The sequence below is a fragment of the Nocardia sp. NPDC023852 genome (genome assembly GCF_040639505.1).
Taxonomy (GTDB): Bacteria; Actinomycetota; Actinomycetes; order Mycobacteriales; family Mycobacteriaceae; genus Nocardia.
Map to the genome: position 1 here is coordinate 38511 of NZ_JBFAAB010000014.1, position 16986 is coordinate 55496.

At 64.8% G+C, this 16986-nt stretch carries 15 protein-coding genes and 1 pseudogene; 7 read left to right on the forward strand and 9 right to left on the reverse strand.

The window, feature by feature from the left end; translation table 11 throughout:
- The first annotated feature begins 17 nt into the window (after positions 1–17).
- From AB0H00_RS19510 to AB0H00_RS19530, 5 genes are all read left to right on the forward strand, one after another.
- Positions 18–761, forward strand: coding sequence for an IclR family transcriptional regulator (locus AB0H00_RS19510; RefSeq protein ID WP_357267974.1), 744 nt, complete (start codon positions 18–20; stop codon positions 759–761).
- Between the two features lie 102 nt (positions 762–863).
- Positions 864–1946 carry an aromatic ring-hydroxylating dioxygenase subunit alpha gene (locus AB0H00_RS19515; RefSeq protein WP_357267976.1) on the forward strand — a complete coding sequence of 361 codons (1083 nt, stop codon included), beginning with the start codon at positions 864–866 and terminating at the stop codon, positions 1944–1946.
- Positions 1943–2131 carry a hypothetical protein gene (locus tag AB0H00_RS19520; protein ID WP_357267978.1) on the forward strand — a complete coding sequence of 63 codons (189 nt, stop codon included), beginning with the start codon at positions 1943–1945 and terminating at the stop codon, positions 2129–2131. The genes AB0H00_RS19515 and AB0H00_RS19520 overlap by 4 nt, the downstream gene beginning before the upstream one ends.
- Positions 2128–3063 (forward strand): PDR/VanB family oxidoreductase, encoded by a 936-nt coding sequence (locus AB0H00_RS19525; protein ID WP_357267980.1) that lies wholly within the window; start codon positions 2128–2130, stop codon positions 3061–3063. The genes AB0H00_RS19520 and AB0H00_RS19525 overlap by 4 nt, the downstream gene beginning before the upstream one ends.
- 57 nt (positions 3064–3120) lie before the next feature.
- The gene (locus AB0H00_RS19530; protein WP_357267982.1) at positions 3121–3912 is read left to right on the forward strand and encodes an alpha/beta hydrolase; all 792 of its coding nucleotides are present in this window, start codon (positions 3121–3123) and stop codon (positions 3910–3912) included.
- Here AB0H00_RS19530 and AB0H00_RS19535 read toward each other — a convergent pair.
- The 8 genes and pseudogenes from AB0H00_RS19535 to AB0H00_RS19570 all read right to left on the reverse strand — a co-directional run bounded on the left by AB0H00_RS19535 (position 3909) and on the right by AB0H00_RS19570 (position 13901).
- Positions 3909–6317 carry an ATP-binding protein gene (locus tag AB0H00_RS19535; RefSeq protein WP_357267984.1) on the reverse strand — a complete coding sequence of 803 codons (2409 nt, stop codon included), beginning with the start codon at positions 6315–6317 and terminating at the stop codon, positions 3909–3911. The genes AB0H00_RS19530 and AB0H00_RS19535 overlap by 4 nt on opposite strands.
- Positions 6318–6764: 447 nt before the next feature.
- Positions 6765–7148 (reverse strand): annotated as a pseudogene (locus AB0H00_RS19540) (transposase); the annotation flags it as partial.
- A gap of 101 nt (positions 7149–7249) precedes the next feature.
- Entirely contained in the window at positions 7250–7714 is a 465-nt protein-coding gene (locus AB0H00_RS19545; RefSeq protein ID WP_357267986.1) for a MaoC family dehydratase, read from the reverse strand.
- A 21-nt stretch (positions 7715–7735) separates the two neighbouring features.
- On the reverse strand, positions 7736–9271 hold the full coding sequence (locus tag AB0H00_RS19550; RefSeq protein WP_357267987.1) for a long-chain fatty acid--CoA ligase: 1536 nt from the start codon (positions 9269–9271) through the stop codon (positions 7736–7738).
- Entirely contained in the window at positions 9268–10143 is an 876-nt protein-coding gene (locus tag AB0H00_RS19555) for an amidohydrolase family protein (protein ID WP_357267989.1), read from the reverse strand. The genes AB0H00_RS19550 and AB0H00_RS19555 overlap by 4 nt, the downstream gene beginning before the upstream one ends.
- A gap of 220 nt (positions 10144–10363) precedes the next feature.
- Positions 10364–11287: an SDR family NAD(P)-dependent oxidoreductase gene (locus AB0H00_RS19560; protein WP_357267991.1), complete on the reverse strand. Its 924-nt coding sequence runs from the start codon at positions 11285–11287 to the stop codon at positions 10364–10366.
- A 32-nt stretch (positions 11288–11319) separates the two neighbouring features.
- On the reverse strand, positions 11320–12423 hold the full coding sequence (locus AB0H00_RS19565; RefSeq protein ID WP_357267993.1) for an NAD(P)-dependent alcohol dehydrogenase: 1104 nt from the start codon (positions 12421–12423) through the stop codon (positions 11320–11322).
- A gap of 26 nt (positions 12424–12449) precedes the next feature.
- The gene (locus tag AB0H00_RS19570) at positions 12450–13901 is read right to left on the reverse strand and encodes an aldehyde dehydrogenase family protein (protein ID WP_357267995.1); all 1452 of its coding nucleotides are present in this window, start codon (positions 13899–13901) and stop codon (positions 12450–12452) included.
- Positions 13902–14235: 334 nt separating this feature from the next.
- On the opposite strand from AB0H00_RS19570, the gene AB0H00_RS19575 reads away from it, so the two are divergent.
- Together AB0H00_RS19575 and AB0H00_RS19580 are read left to right on the forward strand one after the other, a co-directional pair.
- A complete protein-coding gene (locus AB0H00_RS19575; RefSeq protein ID WP_357267997.1) occupies positions 14236–14694 on the forward strand; it encodes a MarR family transcriptional regulator in 459 nt (152 codons plus the stop codon).
- Positions 14695–14868: 174 nt separating this feature from the next.
- Positions 14869–16062, forward strand: coding sequence for a 4-hydroxybenzoate 3-monooxygenase (locus AB0H00_RS19580; protein ID WP_357267999.1), 1194 nt, complete (start codon positions 14869–14871; stop codon positions 16060–16062).
- Positions 16063–16131: 69 nt separating this feature from the next.
- On the opposite strand, the gene AB0H00_RS19585 is transcribed toward AB0H00_RS19580, so the two are convergent.
- A complete protein-coding gene (locus AB0H00_RS19585; RefSeq protein WP_357268000.1) occupies positions 16132–16902 on the reverse strand; it encodes an MHYT domain-containing protein in 771 nt (256 codons plus the stop codon).
- Positions 16903–16986: the final 84 nt, after the last annotated feature.

Genomic DNA, 16986 nt, shown 5'->3' on the forward strand with positions numbered 1-16986 from the left:
GCGAGAGGGAGTCGATGATGACTGCCAAATCGTCGGTACTGGCACGGGCGCTCGGGGTGCTCGAAGCGTTCGACAGCTCGCATCTGGTGCTCAAGTTGTCCGAACTGGCCGAGCGCACCGGGCTGCCGCAAACCACGGTCTACCGGCATGTGGTCGATCTCGTACGCTGGGGCGCGCTCGACCGAACACCGGGCGGCGGATACCAGATCGGTCTGCGGATGGTGGCAATCGCGTCCTTTTGTCCGCGGGGCCGTCCGCTGCGCGACGTAGCACTTCCCTTCATGGAAGACCTCTACGAGGCGACCCACCAGAACGTGCAGCTGGCGGTCCCTGACGGCACCGACGTCGTGTATGTCGAGTTCCTCGCGGCGCGGGAGGCCGTATCCGTGCGCACTCAGGTGGGGGCGCGCTGGCCGATGCACGCGACCGGTGTGGGACTGGCCATCCTCGCATACTCGCCCGCCGACGTTGTAGCCGAAATCTTCGCCCGGCCACTTGCGGTATTCACCCCGAAGACGATCAGCACGCCCGACCAACTGCGTCGGGCACTGGCCGAAGTGCGCCGCATCGGCGTCGCGATCAGTGAGGGCCAGGTCACGCTGGAGGGTTATTCGGTCGCAGCACCCATCTTCGGCCCAGGCGGCGAGGTCGTCGCGGCGGTCTCGATCGTCGTGCCGGTGAGCGATTCCCGCCGTGCCGCCTGGGCGCCTGCGGTGCGCACCGCGGCCAACGGGGTCAGCAGACAGCTGGGTGGGCGGTGAACGGACTTCCGTCCAGCGGAAGTGTGTCTTGGCTCACGCCTCCGGACACCACACGATGTGGATCACAACGCACCGTTCGGTGCCCAGCTCAGGAGTTTCCCGATGAGTCCGACGACCCAGATTATCCGTAACCAGTGGTATGTGGCCGCGTATGGTCATGAGGTCGGCCGCGAGCTGCTCGCCCGAACCATCTGCAACGAGCCGCTGGTGTTCTACCGCGCCGAGGACGGTAGTGCGGTAGCGCTGGCCGACCGCTGCATCCACCGACGCTACCCGTTGTCGAAGTCGCAGCTGGTCGACGGTGACCGGATTGTCTGCGGCTACCACGGTTTCACCTACGACCGCACCGGAACCTGCGTCGCGGTGCCCGCGCAGCAGCGCATTCCGCGCAGCGCCCGGGTGGCCTCCTATCCTGTGGTGGAACAGGATTCGTTCATCTGGGTATGGATCGGCGACCGCGAGTACGCTGATCCAGCGACGATTCCGCGCGCACCATGGTTGACCCGGGACGGATGGACCACGATCCGCGGCCTGGAGACGATCCAGGGTCGGCATGCCCTGCTGATGGACAACCTGATGGACCTGTCGCACGAAACCTATCTGCACGGAGGCTACATCGGCACGCCTGAAGTGGCCGACACGCCGATCACCACGGAGGTCGACGAGACAGCCGGGGTAGTGCGGGTGAGCAGACATATCGATGACGCCGAGAGCCCACCGTTCTATGCCAGCTCGACCGGCGTACACGGCAGAATCACGCGCTGGCAGGACATCGAATTTTCCCCGCCATGCCTCTACCGGCTGCACAGTCGAGTCGCGCGACAGGGCCACTACCCGCCGGACGGCTATATCCCCGGCTACGATGCCGCCGCTGATCCAGGCGCCTTCCATGTCGAGATCGTCTACGCGCTGACCCCTGAGACAGCGCACTCGGTGCACGACTTCTGGGCCGTGGCACGCGACTTCGCGACAGACGACCAGTGGGTCACCGATTACCTCTACGCCAATAATCACATCGTCGTCATGCAGGACGTCGTCGCGCTGAACCTGGTGGAGGAGGTCCTCGCCGAAGAGGAAAGAAACGGCGGTGCTTATCAGGAATTGTCGATCAACATCGACACCGGCGCCCTGGCGGCGCGGCGGCTCATCGCGAAACTCGCCCAAGCCGAAGAAAGCCGGACATGAATGTCCGCTACCGGGTGGAGTGGCACCCGGGAACCGACCAGCTACTGGGCGTATGTCATTGCGGTGCAACGGATGTCGCCGACACGCCGACCGAGATCTGGCGGTGGTTACTCGCCCACCCCGCCGGCCACACCAGCCACCTTCCCGATCCGCACCCCGTCGAGCTGACCGGAGTCCGGGCATGAACACTGAACCGAAATGGTCGGTCACTGTCGCCGACATCCGCGGCATAGCCGACGACGTTGTCGAACTCACCCTGGTGGGCGCCGACGGTCAGATCCCGAAATGGGAATCGGGCGCACACATCGACCTGATCCTCGGCCCGGACATGGTTCGCCAGTATTCACTCTGCGGTGATCCGGACGACCGCAACACCCTGACCATCGCCGTCTTGCGCGAACAGGTGAGCCGAGGCGGCTCGGCATATGTGCACGAACACCTTTCGGCAGGCGACACGCTGCGGATTCGTGGACCGCGCAACAACTTTCCGCTGCACGACGCCGAACGCTACCGATTCATCGCGGGAGGTATCGGTATCACGCCGCTACTGCCAATGATCCGCACCGTCGCCCGCCGGGGGGCCGCGTGGACTCTGCATTACGGCGGTCGAACCCGCGGCAGCATGGCCTACCTGCCCGAGCTATCGGCGCTCGGCGATCTTCGCGTACACACCGAGGATGAGACCGGCCGGATGAACCTCGACACGATTTTGGCACCCGACCCCGGCACTCTCGTGTATTGCTGCGGTCCAGAATCGCTACTCAGCACCGTCGAAGAACGGTGCGCCACCACGTGGCCGGCGGGCGCGCTGCACGTCGAGCGATTCGCACCGAAGCCCGTCGCCCATGCCGCGGCCGACAGTGAGTTCGAGGTCGAATGCGCGCAATCCGGTGTGACTGTCCTTGTTCCGGCGGGCATCTCGATCCTCGAAGCCGTCGAGCAGGCAGGCATATCCGCGCTCTCCTCCTGTCGGGAGGGCACCTGCGGCACCTGCGAAACCGTCGTCCTCGACGGACTCCCTGACCATCGCGACAGCCTATTGGACGCGAAGGACACCGATCTGATGATGATCTGCCGGTCCCGTGCCCGGACACCCAGGCTCGTCCTCGACCTGTAGACCCGACCACCAGGACGGCACGAGTACGTCCCCCCCCCTCGCGAAAGGTTCACCCTCATGCCCATTGTCCATGTCTCTGGTACGGATGTGCACTACTCGAGCTCAGGCTCCGGTCCCGGGTTGGTCCTCGTCCACGGCAGCAGTATGAGCGCCGAGTCGAACTTCGGACATCTGCTGACCGCGTTCACCGACCGCTACACCGTCCTGACACCCGACTACGCCGGCAGCGGCAAGACCACTGAACCTGACGGCGGACCGAGGCTGGAGCTGCTGGTCGACCAGATCGTCGCGGTCATCGACCAGGCGAGCACCGGCCCGGTCGACCTCTTGGGCTTCTCACTGGGTGCTGTCGTCGCGGCGGCGCTCGCCGCACGTCGTCCCGATCTCGTGCGAAGACTGGTGTTGGTGGCGGGCTGGTCGACCAGCGAAGACCCCCGAATGCAGCTGGTTCTGCAGACGTGGGCGGCCTCGCTGATCGCTGAAGCCGATATTGCCTCGGGGGTCGGTCCGCTGTTGGCATTCAGCCCGGCGTTTCTGAGCCAGCTCGGTCACGAGGGATTGGCTGGGCTACGGTCGGTGCGACCGGAACCGGGCACACTCGGCCAGATCGCCATCAACCGGGATGTCGATATTCGCGACGAGTTACGCCGCATCACGGCTCCGACCCTCGTGGTCGGCTGCACCCAGGACCAGTTGGTTCCCGTTCAACACACCCGCGACCTGCACGCCGCGATCCAGCACAGCCGATACGCCGAAATCGACAGCGGCCATGTGGTGTTCTTCGAGAAGCCGACCGAGCTTACCGCGCTGGTGCGGGCCTTCCTGGATGCCCATCAGGCGGCCGCCTAGGACTGTAGAGGCTCCCCTGGCTGCGCGAAATCCGCGCGAGGTCCGGGTATCGTCCACGTCCACGCGGTTTCGCCGGGACATGGTGTCGTGATGGCGAGGGCCGCAGCGTGGTTCGCGAGTTGCTCGGAAAGCAGTCCCGGGTCGCCACGGCTTGTCGCCGAGTATGCTGCGGCATCCGCCTTTTCCTTGACCGTCACGACAAGATCGGTATCGAGCGTGGCCTGCAGGGCGATTTCCGTGGCCGTTGCGCGGCGGATGATCACGGTCATCAGGTGCCGTATGGCGTCGTAGACAGCGGCGGTGAGGGTTTCGTCGATCGTGTCGAGTGGTCCGGTGAAGGAGACTTCGGAGCGGGCTGCCAGCGTCTCGGCGGTCTCGCTGATCAGTTCCAGCAGCTGTGCCCGAAACCCGCCGTCCTCGGATCGCGGGTCGAGTTCGTTGATGGTGTAGCGGATCTGGTTGATCACAGTGTCGAGTTCGGCGACTGCGTCGTCGAGGCGGTGGGTAACAGCGGGTCGCCTGGCGAGTGACCGTATTCCGCTCAGCTGCAGGCTGATCGAAAACAACCGGTGAACCACGGTGCGATGCAATTCGATTGCTATGCGTTCACGCTCGCCGGCGATCCGTACAGTCCGCAGGCGGGCTTCGGCGAGCCGTAGATTTACCAGGTTGTCCGCGCGTGCGTGAAGTTCGCTGAGCGGGAACGGTTTCGGCAGGTAGTCGTTGGCGCCGGCCCGCAGCAGCGCCAGCCGCGACTGGTCGTCGGCGCGGGCGCTCAGTATCAGCACCGGCGTGTTCGCCAGCACCGGGTCGGCCCGCACCTCGGCGAGCAACTGATCTCCGCTCAACCGCGGCATCATGAGGTCGCAGATGATCAGGTCCGGACGGCTCGACCGCGCCAGCTCCAGCCCGGACCGGCCGTCGAAGGCCGCGAGCACGCGGTAGGGTCCGGACAATGCCTGCCGGATCATAGCGTTGAGGTCGGCGTTGTCTTCGACAACCACTACCACCGGCCTGGACGGCGGAGCGGCCAGGGACCGCCCTGGCACCGCGTCCGCCATGGAAGTCAGTTCCGCGATCGCTTCGACCGGATCGCGGAGCTGTCGCTCCACCTCGGTGTCCGGGGGCACCGCGCGGACCGGAGTGCCCGCAGGCGCGGTCCGAGGCAGGTCCACGATCACCATCGCCCCGCCTTCCGGCGCAGTGGTGATGCTGACTTCACCTCGGTGCAGCCGGACAAGATCACGGACGATGCTCAAGCCCAGGCCGGTGCCGCCGACCGTGCGGGTGGGTCCGCCATCGATTTGCCGGAACCGGTCGAATACCACCGACCGCTTCTCCGCCGGTATACCGGGACCGCTGTCGGCGACCTCGATGATCAGTCGATCATTTCGACCCGCGTACACCGAACAGCGCACCGTGCCGCCCGACTCGGAGAATTTGAACGCGTTGGACAGCAGGTTCACCAGTATCCGCTGCAGGTGCTCGGGATCGAGGGTGGCAGTGATCGGCTGCCGGGCATCGACGGTGAATCCGACCCCGCGATCGACAGCCAAAGATTCGAAGTGGGCCGAGCTGAGCCGAGCCAGCTCGGCAACATCGACGCGAGCGTAATCGGGCTGGACTCCGCCGGCCTCGAGCTTGGACGCGTCGAGCAGATTGTTGACTTGCCCGACCAGCATCCGTGCATTGCGAATGATCAGCTCGAGGTCTGCGCGGTTCGAGCTGTCGTTGGTAGTCGCGTCCAGCAGTTTCTGCGCGGGCGCCAGGATCAGCATCAGGGGAGTGCGCAGTTCATGGCTGACGTTGGCGAAGAATTGGCTTTTGAGTTCATCGAGCTCCTTGGTGCGCGCATACAGATCGGCCAGTTCGGCGTTGGCCTCCTTGAGCTGGCGGTTGGCCTCGGCCACCTCGCGTGCGCGGGCGAAGACCTCCTGTTCCATCTGCCGTGTCGTGGCGCGCAGCGCGGCGGCTTCCCGCCGCTGAGCTGCGCCGGAGGCCTGCAGTCGGATGAACTCGGTGACGTCCTCGACACGATTGATGATGTAGCGCAGCTCGCCGGACGAGTCGATGACCGGGGAGTTGGACACGCTCCAGAACCTCTCCTCGAACGTGCTGTTCGGACGGCGGACGTCGTAGCGCTGGACCGGCATCGCATCGGTGACCCGATCGCGCAGAACCCGCTCCAGCGACACCCGCAGGTTCCGCACTCCCTCGGCATCCGCGTCCTCGGGGTTGTCGGGAAAGATCTCGAAGACGCCACGCCCGAGAATCTGCGCGCGTTCGGTCATAGTCGCCCGCGCATACGCGTCGGTCACCGCCACGATGTGCAGACTGGGATCGAGAACCAGAATCAGCCCCGGCGCCGATTCGAACAACCGACGGAAATCGACGACGTCGCTCATCGGGGGCCACCATCCCTTCTGCAACTCGAACGGATAGCGTTATTGTCTCTCGGTTCGGGTGGGGGCATGACCTCGATCGCGTGCCACTGGGTGGTCGTCGTGAGTACGCCGAGGCCGCAGACCGGCATCAGGGACATCTGCCGCAGACGCAGACGCAGAGGGACGATCGACGATCTTCCGGCGACGGCCCCTCGCAACCCGAGGAGACAGCACATCGACCTCGACGGAGATTGCTGGGTGCGTCGGCTGGGACTGGAGCACCGTGACCGCGTCCAGCGGTCCGCGCGTTATACGCCAAGCGACAGATCACCAGTTGCGCGCGCAGGACGGCCAGCCGATACCGGCCGGTGCGATCGACAGCGGTACGGCTGACCTGGAGACGAAGGCGACACCGGCGCTGCATCCTCATCGCCTTTACCCACCACAGCGCTGTCGGTGCGAGCGCGCACCCCTCGCGGTCAAGGACAAGACGATCTCATCGATCCCGGTCAGCCGCCGCTGACGCTTCTTGACGATCTGTGGTTCGAACGACGAATTCGTATCCCGTGGCACCTCGATCTCGACCGGCCCGATCTCGGTCAGCACCGTCTTCGATCAAGTCCCATTGCGGGAGTTGCCCGTCCCGCGACCAGCCGGGTCGTTTTTCTCATAGCCCACATGCTCGGTCATCTCCGCCTCGAGGGCGATTTCGAGCACGTTCTTGGTGAGCTGGTTCAACAACCCGCCCGGGCCGAGCAACTCGACGCCCTGCTGCTCGGCCTGGGCCAGCAGCTGCTCGGCCAGCTTCTTGTGATCCACCGCATCCACCACGGATTCGAGTGTCTCCGACATCAGATGATCCTTCCCACCGAACCATCAGGCTCGGCCAGTCAGACCAAGGTCAGATCCGCCGTCTTTCAGACAGTCCCCCCGGCCTGCGGTCGGCGGGACTGTCACTTTTCGGCGAAGTAGCGGTGCACCATTTGGGCGATGCAGACGGGTTTGTCGGAGCTTTCGCGTTCCATGGTGGCGTCGACGGTGACTTGGACGCCGCCGCCGCCGAGGTCTGTCACGTCGGCGAGGGTGGCGCTGAGCCGGACTTTGGATCCGGCGGGGACGGGCGCGGGGAAGCGGACCTTGTTGAGGCCGTAGTTGATCGCCATGCCGCGATGTTCGATCACGAGGATCTCCGACCAGAGCGGGATGAGCAGCGACAATGTCAGATAGCCGTGGGCGATGGTGCCTTGGAAGGGGCCGGCCTTCGCACGTTCGACGTCGGTGTGGATCCACTGTTCGTCATGGGTGGCTTTGGCGAACATATCGATGTCGCTCTGGGGGATTTCGATCCAGTCGCTGCTGCCGAGGTTGGCGCCGACGAGGTCGAGCAGGTCGGTGGGCTGGCTGACGGTAGTGGTCATGACGGTCGCTTTCTTTGCCGGTCAGGGCGCGGGTTGTAGATTCTGTCGGGCAGCGTCGCGGAGCCCGAGCCGCTGGATCTTGCCGCTCGCGTTGCGCGGCAGGTTTTCCCGGTAGACGAAATACCTGGGAATCTTGTATCGGGCGAGGTTTGCCTCGAGGTGTGCGCGAATCGTGTGTTCGTCAGCGGCGTGGCCGGGGCGTGCCACGATGAACGCCAACCCGACTTCGCCCCATTGCTCGTCAGGAACGGCGACGACGGCGCATTCGGTGATGCTGTCGAGCTGGGTGATGACGGCTTCGACTTCAGCCGGGTAGATGTTCTCGCCGCCGGAAATGATGATGTCCTTGACGCGGTCGACGATGTAAGCCCAACCGTCGTCGTCGATGCGCACGATGTCGCCGGTGCGAAACCATCCGTCGATGAATGCCTCTCGGGTGGCTTGGGGGCGGTGCCAGTACCCGGCGAAGACATGGGGGCCCCGGACCAGGAGCTCGCCTCGACCAGGGCCGTCGATGATTTCGCCGTCGCCGGTGAGCAAGGCGACGTCGGTGAAGAAGTGGGGGACCCCGACCGAGAGGGGATGCGCGTTTGCCCCGTGTCTCAGGGCCATGAACACGCCGGGGGCCGCCTCGGTCATGCCGTAGCCCTGCAGCACTTGGATTCCACGCGCGAGCCACGCTGTGGCGACGCGTTCCACGACCGGGGAGCCGCCGAACGCGACCACACGAATGCTGGACAGATCGGCATCGGCCCATTCGGGAAGTTCGCATAGCATCTGCAGCATGGTGGGCGCGAGTGGGAATGCCGTGGCCTTCTCCCGTTCGATGGTGGCGAGGAAGTCGCTCGGCTCGAACTTGGGGATGACGATTACCGTGCCACCGGCATACAAGGTGGGCAACGTGATCTGGCCTAACCCGAGGACGTGGAACAGGGGAGCCGAGCAGAGGCTGACGTCTTCGCGGCTGAGGCTGAAGTGAGCGAACTGGGCCAGCGTGTTCCAGGTGATGTTCCCGTGGGTGAGCACGGCGCCTTTGGGTCGGCCGGTGGTTCCCGACGTGTAGAGGATCAGCGCGGGGTCGTCGAGCCCGACTGGCGCAACAGACGGTGTGCTTCCGATGTGCTCGCTGAGCGCGCGCTCGTATCTGCTGTCGCCGTTCGCCCGGAGTCGCAGCAGGCGCGGTGGCCTAGCGGTGTGCGAGATCGCGTCGGCTCCGATCGCTTCACTGGCTGGGTCGACGACCAACACGATGGGGTCGCTGTCGTCGAGCATGTAGCCGATCTCGCGTGCGGCGAGACGCGTGTTCAAGGCGACGAATATCGCACCGAGACGCGTAGTGGCGAAAAGAGTTTCGAAGGTCGCGATGTCGTTGGGTCCGAGGTATGCGACGCGGTCGCCTTTGCCGACTCCGAGTTCGGCAAGGGCACAGGCGAGTGCGTCGGTGCGCTCGGCCAGACCCGCGTAGTCGAGGTGGCGTTCGCCCTGGACGAGGGCGAGCGCGTGCGGTTCCATGCGAGCGCGGCGACGTGGCCAGGAGCCGATTCCTTGATCGATCATGGCGCTGTCAACCCCAATGCGGTGATGGCGTTTTCACGCAGGATCAGTGGTCGGATCTCATCTTTGATGTCGAGCTGGTCGAAATCCCTCATCCAGCGGTCCGGTGAGATCAGCGGAAAGTCGGAGCCGAACAATACTTTCCGTCCGAGCAGGCTGTTCGCGTACTTGATCAGTTGCGCAGGAAAGTATTTCGGTGACCAACCGGACAGGTCGATGTAGACCTTCGGTTTGTGCGTCGCCACGGCCAACGCTTCGTCCTGCCACGGAAACGACGGGTGGGCGATGATGATGGTGAGGTCAGGAAAGTCGACCGCCACGTCATCCAGCAGCATCGGGTTGGAGTACTTGAGCCTGATGCCGCCGCCGCCCGGAAGACCGGATCCGATACCGGTCTGTCCAGAGTGGAAAAGGGCAGGGACACCGAGTTCACTGATGGTTTCGTACAGCGGGTACACGGCACGGTCGTTGGGCCAGAACGCTTGCAGGCTCGGGTGGAACTTGAAGCCCCGCACGCCGTGCTCGGTGACCAATCGTCGCGCTTCCCGGACTGCGACTTTGCCTTTGGCCGGATCGATGCTCCCGAACGGGATGAGAACGTCGTCGTGCTCGGCGGCGGCGGCCGCGATGTCGTCGTTGCTGAGCCGGCGATGGCCGAGCGCGGATTCGGCGTCGACGGTGAACACGACCGCGGCCATCCGGCGCTGCCGGTAGTAGGCGGCCATCTCGTCGAGGGTCGGAGGTCCGGACTCGGCGCCGAAGTACTTGTCGGCGCCTGCGCGCAGGTCGTCGGGAAGCGAGTAGTGACCGCAACCGTCGGTTTCCGCGTGGGTGTGCACGTCAATCGCGACGAGATTGTCCAGGTCGAGGCTCATACTGTGCCCTCCTCGGGCTTCGCGGGCCCGCTGTGGTTATGCAAGCTAGCCGCCTCCGGGCCCGTACCGCTCATGCTGTGTCGTTTGTGGCATGAGCGGGGGCCCTGCGTGGTTACGCAGGCTGCCGTCTCCGGGCCCGTACCGCTCATGCTGTGTCGTTTGTGGCATGAGCGGGGGCCCTGCGTGGTTACGCGAGCTGCCGTCTCCGGGCCCGTACCGCTCATGCCGGCTTCTTCTGGGTCGTCGGGATCTTGGGCAGCGGAATTCCGTAGGTTTCGAGCTGTTCGCCGATGGAAGAGTCGAACGCCTCGGCGATCGCCTCGGCGGTCCAACCGCCGTCGAGGAATGCGCTGCGGATCTCGCTCGGGTGCGACCAGAGTGAGAGGCGGTCACCACCGATACCGATGCATTGGCCGGTGACGCCGACGGATTCGTCGGACGCGAGGAACACGATCAAGCCGGCAACGTCTTCGGGGCCGCCGAACGAAGCCGCCCGCCGAACGACGGACGGAATTGGTTCGCCCTGTTTCAAATCTTGGACGTAAGGGGCGAGAAATGGGATGGTTTCGGTCATCGCGGTGGCCGCGTTGGGTATGACTGCGTTGACGGTGACGCCGGCTTTCGCGCACTCCATGGCCCAGGTGCGTGCCATGGCGGCGATGCCCGCTTTGGCGGCGGCGTAGTTGGTTTGACCGAAGTTGCCGCGCTGGCCGGCGGGCGAGCCGGCCAGCACCACGCGACCGCCGTGTCCGGCCGCACGGAAATGTTTGACGGCTTCCCGTACACACGTGAACGTGCCACGGAGGTGCACGTGAATGACGGCGTCGAAATCGTCGTCTGACATGTTCCACAGCACCTTGTCCCGCAGGATGCCGGCGTTGGTGACGATCGCGTCGAGTCGCCCGAACGTATCGACGGCGTGATCGACGAGCGTCTGCGCGGCTTCGGTGGTGCCCACGGCGACGGGAACAGCGAGAGCGCGACCACCGGCTTCGGCGATCTCGGCGGCGGCCTTCTCGGCCCGATCCTCGGCGACATCGTTGACCACGACGGCGGCGCCGGCTTCGGCCAACGCCCTGGCGTAGGCCAGGCCGAGACCTTGACCACTGCCGGTGACGATCGCGACTTTGCCAGTGAGATCCATGGGGTTCCTTCCGGAAGGGGTGGACGTGGAGGTCAGAAGGTGAGGACGGGTTTGATCGTCTTGCCGGACGCCATGTCCTGCGCTGCTTGTCCGATGCCCTCGAAGGGGTAGCGGGTGATGAGTCTGTCGACGGGCAATCTGCCGCTACGGACGAGGGCGACGAGCGCAGGTATCATGGTCTGGGTTTCGCCGTCGCCGAGGGTGAGACCGATCACCTTTCGGCCGGGGAGCATGGCGTTCACGTCGAGGGCGACTTCGGATCCGAATGGTGGCGCGCCGACGATGACGAGGGTGCCGCGCGGGGCGAGGACGTCGGCGCCCGTGCGCAGCACGCTGAGACTGCCGGTGGTTTCCACGGCCCCGTCGGCACCGGCTGCACCGGTGATCTCCCCGACCGCGCTCGCAATGTCCGTGTCGTCGGCATCGACGATATGGGTGGCGCCGAGTTCGCGGGCGAGCTCGAGGCGTTCAGCGACCCTGTCGACGGCGATGATCGTGGTTGCCGGCGATAGCGCGGCTGCCATCACCGCCGACAGTCCGACCGCGCCCGCGCCGAGGACCACGATGTTTGCGCCGGGTCGTGGTTGGAGCACGTTCCAGACAGCACCGACTCCCGTCTGGATGCCGCACCCGAGCGGGGCAACCGACTCCAGCGGCACGTCGGGGGCGATCTTGACCATGCTGCGTTCGTCGACCAGCGTGTGCCTGCTGAACGAGGACTGGCCGAAGAAATGCGCGCCAACGGGTACGCCGGCACGTGTGACGGTATGGCTGCCGTCGGCGCGGACGCCGCCGATCAGGTTGAGCGGCAGCCAGGATGCGCAATAGGCGGGATGCCCATCGTGGCAGTTTCCGCACCGGCCGCACGAGGTGAAAGACAGGATTACGTGGTCGCCGGGTACCACGGAAGTGATCGAGGATCCGACGCGTTCGACGATTCCGGCACCTTCGTGGCCGAGTACGCCGGGGAGCGGGAAGGGCAACCCGCCGCTCGCGACGCCGAGGTCGGTGTGGCACAGTCCGGCCGCTACCATCCGCACGATCGCTTCGTCGGGTCGTGGTTCGTCGAGCTCGACATCGACGAGGGTGAAGGGCGCTCCGCCGCTCGCTACGACGGCAGCCGTGGTGGTGATCATGACGGGATTCCTTTGCGGTGGTCAGCTCAGTCGAGTGAGACGACGACGGATTTGACCTTGGTGTAGGAGGCGAGCGCTTCCGGTCCGTATTCGCGGCCGAATCCGGAGTCTTTGACACCGCCGAACGGGATCGCGGGATCGAGCATGGCCCAGTCGTTGACCCAGACGATCCCGGCCTGCAGCTTGTCGGCGACGCGATGCGCTCGGGCCAGATCGGTGGTCTGCAGGCCGGACGCGAGGCCGTAGGGTGTGCAGTTGGCCATGTCGATCGCTTCGTCTTCGGTGTCGAACGGCTGCACGGTAAGGACGGGGCCGAAAATCTCTTCCTGCACGACGCGGGAGTCGTTGGCGAGGTCGGCGATGACGGTGGGTTTGTAGTAATAGCCGCCGTTCAGGTCGATTCGCTCGCCACCACAGATGACGCGGCCGCCTTCCTGGCGTGCGAGCGCGACATACTCTTCGACCTTTTTCACATGACGGTCGGCGGCCATCGGGCCGACAACTGTTTCCGGATCCCTCGGAGCGCCGACCGGCACCTCGGGGACGGCGTCGGCGAGGATCCTGACGATCGTGTCGTAGAGCGGTCGCGCGACCAGCAGGCGCGGCCCGCCCATGCAGAACTGACCGGTGTTGAACACGAAGCCCTTGATGATCGCGCCGATCGCTTTCTCCACGTCGGCGTCTTCGAAGACAATGTGCGCGGCGTTGCCGCCTAGCTCCATCGTGACCGGCTTCAGCGCCTCCCCGGCGACGCTCGCGGCGTGCCGACCGATGGACGTCGAGCCGGTGAAGGCGATCTTGTCCACCCCCGGGTGTTTCAGCAAAGCCTCCCCGATCACCGAACCCGAGCCGGTCACGACGTTGACAACTCCGGCAGGTATACCGGCCTGCTCGAACAGGCTTGCCATGAACAATGCGCTGAGAGGGGTGTCCTCCGCCGGCTTGTGCACCACGACGTTTCCGGCCGCCAAGGCCGGAGCGATCTTGGAAGTGGACAGGATCAGCGGAAAGTTGAACGGGGTGATCGCCGCGACCACACCCAACGGCTCCCGGCGGGTATAGGCGAACGCATTGAGCGGGACTTTGCGGGTGGCGCCGTCGAGGGTCTGCGCCAGTGCCGCGCAGTACTCGTACTGTTCGGCGGTGGTTACCACGTCGACCTGACGGCACAAGGCGACCGGCTTGCCGACGTCCAGGCTCTCCAGGCGCACGATCTCGTCGGCGTTCTCGCGCACCAGGTCGGCGACGCGGTGCAGAATGCCGGCGCGTTCACGCCCGCTCAATCCGGCCCACTCGTCGCGCACGAACGCGTCCTTGGCGGCGGCGACCGCCGCGTCGGCGTCGGCGACATCGGCGTCGGCGACGGTGCCGATCACTCGCCCGGTAGACGGATCGATGACGTCGGTGCGGCCACCCGAGTCCGAGTCGCGCCATTGCCCACCGATGAATAGTTGACCGTGAATATTGTTGTCGAACATGGTATTTCGATCCAGTTTCTACAAGTTCGGACTGCGGCAGCGGCTGTGCCGAATCTCGGGCTTGCCGGGCGTGCGGATGCCGTTGGCGTCTTGGTGAGGTCCGGCCGATAGCTAAGGCTATATTGACAGGAAACCTGATGGTTTATGTGATAGAAGCCACTATGCCCTATCAACAGGATTCCTGTCAATCTTCTGTCGTCGCCTTGTCGGAAGATGTCGCGCGTCCGGGTCGGCCCTCATCATCGACAGGATTCCTGTTAATAGTTTATCCTCTACTCGTCGAACGTTCCGGTTCGATGCCCGCGACGGTGTGGGGTGGACCCGAGGGGTGTTCATGACGGTGTCGGCTACGGACCTGTCGGCCGGCCAGTACGGCGTCGGCCGTGCTTCCCTGCTGTACGCGGTGAAACGGGTCGAACTCGCGGTGCGGGCCCATCTCGACGAGCTGTTGCGCCCGTTCGGAATCACCGCGCTGCAGTACACCGCCTTGACCGTGCTCGAACGTCACGAAGGGCTGCCCGCGGCGCAGCTGGCGCGGGATTCGTTCGTCACCGCGCAATCGATGGCGGACATGGTGCGCACGCTGGAAAAGGGCGGCCTTATTCGGCGGGAACGAAACTCACGTAATCGGCGTGAGCTGCTGATCCACCTGACCGATGCTGGACGGCAACTACTCGCCGATGTCGCCGACCAGGTGGCCGAACTCGAACAGCGAATGGTCAGCAGCCTCTCGCCCGAGGAAGCGGAAGATTTCCGTCTGGCGCTGACCCGTGCGTGGCACGCATTGTCCTGACCGCCACGTCGAGGCGCGATGTCACACGCTTGGGCGACCCGTGCCGCGGGCGCCTGGCGCGACGGCCGCACGCAGCTACTGCGGCGTCCCGGCCGCAAATCTCGGCTTCGCACTGGTCGGACCGTTGCTGACAACCGAAAACCAGATCTGATCTTCGACCGAAGGAACCTCGCCATGGCTCAGCCCAACGTTGTCCGGACCGCCATCGGCATCGTCGGCGCCGGTCCAGCCGGACTGATGCTGTCGCACCTGCTCGCCCTGTCCGGCATCGACTCGATCGCGGTCGACACCCGCACCCGTACCGAGATCGAACACACCCATCGCGCCGGCATCCTCGAACCGGACAGCGTCCGAATGCTTGTCGACAGCGGTGTCTCCGACCGCGTTCTCACCGAGGGGCACAAACACAAAGGAATCGACCTGCGCTTCGATGGAACCAGTTACCGCATCGACTTCCAATCCCTCGTCGGCGCGTCGACGTGGCTCTACCCCCAAACGGACGTCTTCATCGATCTGGCCAACGCACGAGACCGCGACGAAGGCGACATTCGTTTCGGCGTGACCGATACCCGAGTCATCGATATCACGAGCTCCACGCCGGGTATCCGGTTCACCGACGAAGACGGTGCCAGGCGAGAGATTCGCTGCGATTACCTCGTCGGCGCGGATGGATCCCGCGGCATCTGTCGCCACGAAGTACCGGAAGCCCAACGGCGGCAATACTTTCGGGAATACCCGTTCGCGTGGTTCGGAATACTCGCCCGCGCGCCGCGCAGTGCGGATGAACTCGTCTACGCACGTTCGGACCGCGGATTCGCCTTGATCAGTCAACGCACTGACACGGTGCAGCGGATGTATTTCCAGTGCGACGCAACCGAAGATGTCGGGCAGTGGTCGGACGACCGAATATGGAACGAACTGCAGCACAGGCTCGCCGGTGAAGACGGGCTCCGCCTGGCCGAAGGCCCGATCATCGAGAAAGCGGTGTTGCCCTTCCGCAGCTTCGTTCAGGAACCGATGAGGTACGGACGCATGCTGCTCGCCGGCGACGCCGCTCACACCGTCCCGCCTACCGGTGCCAAAGGCCTGAACCTTGCCCTCGCCGACGTACATGTGCTCGCCCAGACACTGGAGTTCGCGATCTCGAAGAACGATGTCGACTCCCTGGACCAGTACACCGCGCGTGCACTCGAACGAGTCTGGAAGGCGCAGCACTTCTCGTACTGGATGACCACCATGCTGCACCGGCTCGACAACGCCGCCGACTTCGACGACCGACGTCAACTGGGCGAACTACGCTCCGTCGTCGGGTCGGAAGCGGGCTCACGTTACCTCGCCGAGGCTTACACCGGATGGCCGGTTCGATGACGCGTTCGATTGTCGAGGTGAGCCCGTTGCCGTGGCTCGGAACAGTGCGGCACGGGGGTGCGACTCGGCTCAATTCCGAGTCGGCCAATATGGGGCAGAGTGTGGTTCGTGAGCAGGCGCGGCGGGCTGATCGTCGACGTCGGTGATGCCGATGTGCAGGAGCAGCAGCATGGTGACCATGCTGACACTGACCATGAGCGGGGTCAGCAACTCTGCCGCACCTGCTCCCGTGGGCGAGTGCGGGTGCCCAGGCGACTGCGCATGCATCGCGAACATTCCTGTGTAGTGCATTCCGCATACGGCAACACCCATTACCAATGCCGCGCAGACGGTGACGAACACACCCCGAACGTGCAGAGCGAACCACAGTGCCGCCGTCGCCGCGACCACCGCGATCACCAATGACAGCGCCACCACTCGACCGTCGTAGTCGATGATCGCGTCGGACTTCATCGCGTACATGCCCGCATAGTGCATGGCAGCTACCCCGAGCCCGGTGATCGCGCCACCGGCGGGTAGGGCGAACGGTCGCCACATCGAATTGTTCGCGATGAACAGGCCGAACCAGACCACCGCCATCGCGAGAACTGCGCTCATCAGGGTGATCGGAACGTTGTAGCGAATAGCTGCGCCGTGGATGGAGAACCCGAGCATCGCGATGAAATGCATAACCCAGATGCCGGTACCACCGATGGCGACCGCCGCGGCGAGGAGCCAACCGCGGCTCCCTGCTTCCGCCCGGGCGGCACAGCGAAGCCCGAGCAGCGAACCGGTGACGGACATGATGTAGGCGATGGCAGGGGTTAGCCAGCCATAGCTGAAGTGGTCGATTTCCAGCATGCGAACTCCACGATCGAGGATCTTCAGCGAGCGTTGATGACGGAGGCTACAGAGATACCAGCAGGTAGGCAATAAAGAGCACGA

What these genes read in the sequence shown, in the direction of transcription:
- AB0H00_RS19510 (WP_357267974.1), top strand. Translation starts at nt 18, where the DNA reads ATGACTGCCAAATCGTCGGTACTGGCACGGGCGCTCGGGGTGCTCGAA.
- AB0H00_RS19515 (WP_357267976.1), top strand. Translation starts at nt 864, where the DNA reads ATGAGTCCGACGACCCAGATTATCCGTAACCAGTGGTATGTGGCCGCG.
- AB0H00_RS19520 (WP_357267978.1), top strand. Translation starts at nt 1,943, where the DNA reads ATGAATGTCCGCTACCGGGTGGAGTGGCACCCGGGAACCGACCAGCTA.
- AB0H00_RS19525 (WP_357267980.1), top strand. Translation starts at nt 2,128, where the DNA reads ATGAACACTGAACCGAAATGGTCGGTCACTGTCGCCGACATCCGCGGC.
- AB0H00_RS19530 (WP_357267982.1), top strand. Translation starts at nt 3,121, where the DNA reads ATGCCCATTGTCCATGTCTCTGGTACGGATGTGCACTACTCGAGCTCA.
- AB0H00_RS19535 (WP_357267984.1), bottom strand. Translation starts at nt 6,317, where the DNA reads ATGAGCGACGTCGTCGATTTCCGTCGGTTGTTCGAATCGGCGCCGGGG.
- AB0H00_RS19545 (WP_357267986.1), bottom strand. Translation starts at nt 7,714, where the DNA reads ATGACCACTACCGTCAGCCAGCCCACCGACCTGCTCGACCTCGTCGGC.
- AB0H00_RS19550 (WP_357267987.1), bottom strand. Translation starts at nt 9,271, where the DNA reads ATGATCGATCAAGGAATCGGCTCCTGGCCACGTCGCCGCGCTCGCATG.
- AB0H00_RS19555 (WP_357267989.1), bottom strand. Translation starts at nt 10,143, where the DNA reads ATGAGCCTCGACCTGGACAATCTCGTCGCGATTGACGTGCACACCCAC.
- AB0H00_RS19560 (WP_357267991.1), bottom strand. Translation starts at nt 11,287, where the DNA reads ATGGATCTCACTGGCAAAGTCGCGATCGTCACCGGCAGTGGTCAAGGT.
- AB0H00_RS19565 (WP_357267993.1), bottom strand. Translation starts at nt 12,423, where the DNA reads ATGATCACCACCACGGCTGCCGTCGTAGCGAGCGGCGGAGCGCCCTTC.
- AB0H00_RS19570 (WP_357267995.1), bottom strand. Translation starts at nt 13,901, where the DNA reads ATGTTCGACAACAATATTCACGGTCAACTATTCATCGGTGGGCAATGG.
- AB0H00_RS19575 (WP_357267997.1), top strand. Translation starts at nt 14,236, where the DNA reads ATGACGGTGTCGGCTACGGACCTGTCGGCCGGCCAGTACGGCGTCGGC.
- AB0H00_RS19580 (WP_357267999.1), top strand. Translation starts at nt 14,869, where the DNA reads ATGGCTCAGCCCAACGTTGTCCGGACCGCCATCGGCATCGTCGGCGCC.
- AB0H00_RS19585 (WP_357268000.1), bottom strand. Translation starts at nt 16,902, where the DNA reads ATGCTGGAAATCGACCACTTCAGCTATGGCTGGCTAACCCCTGCCATC.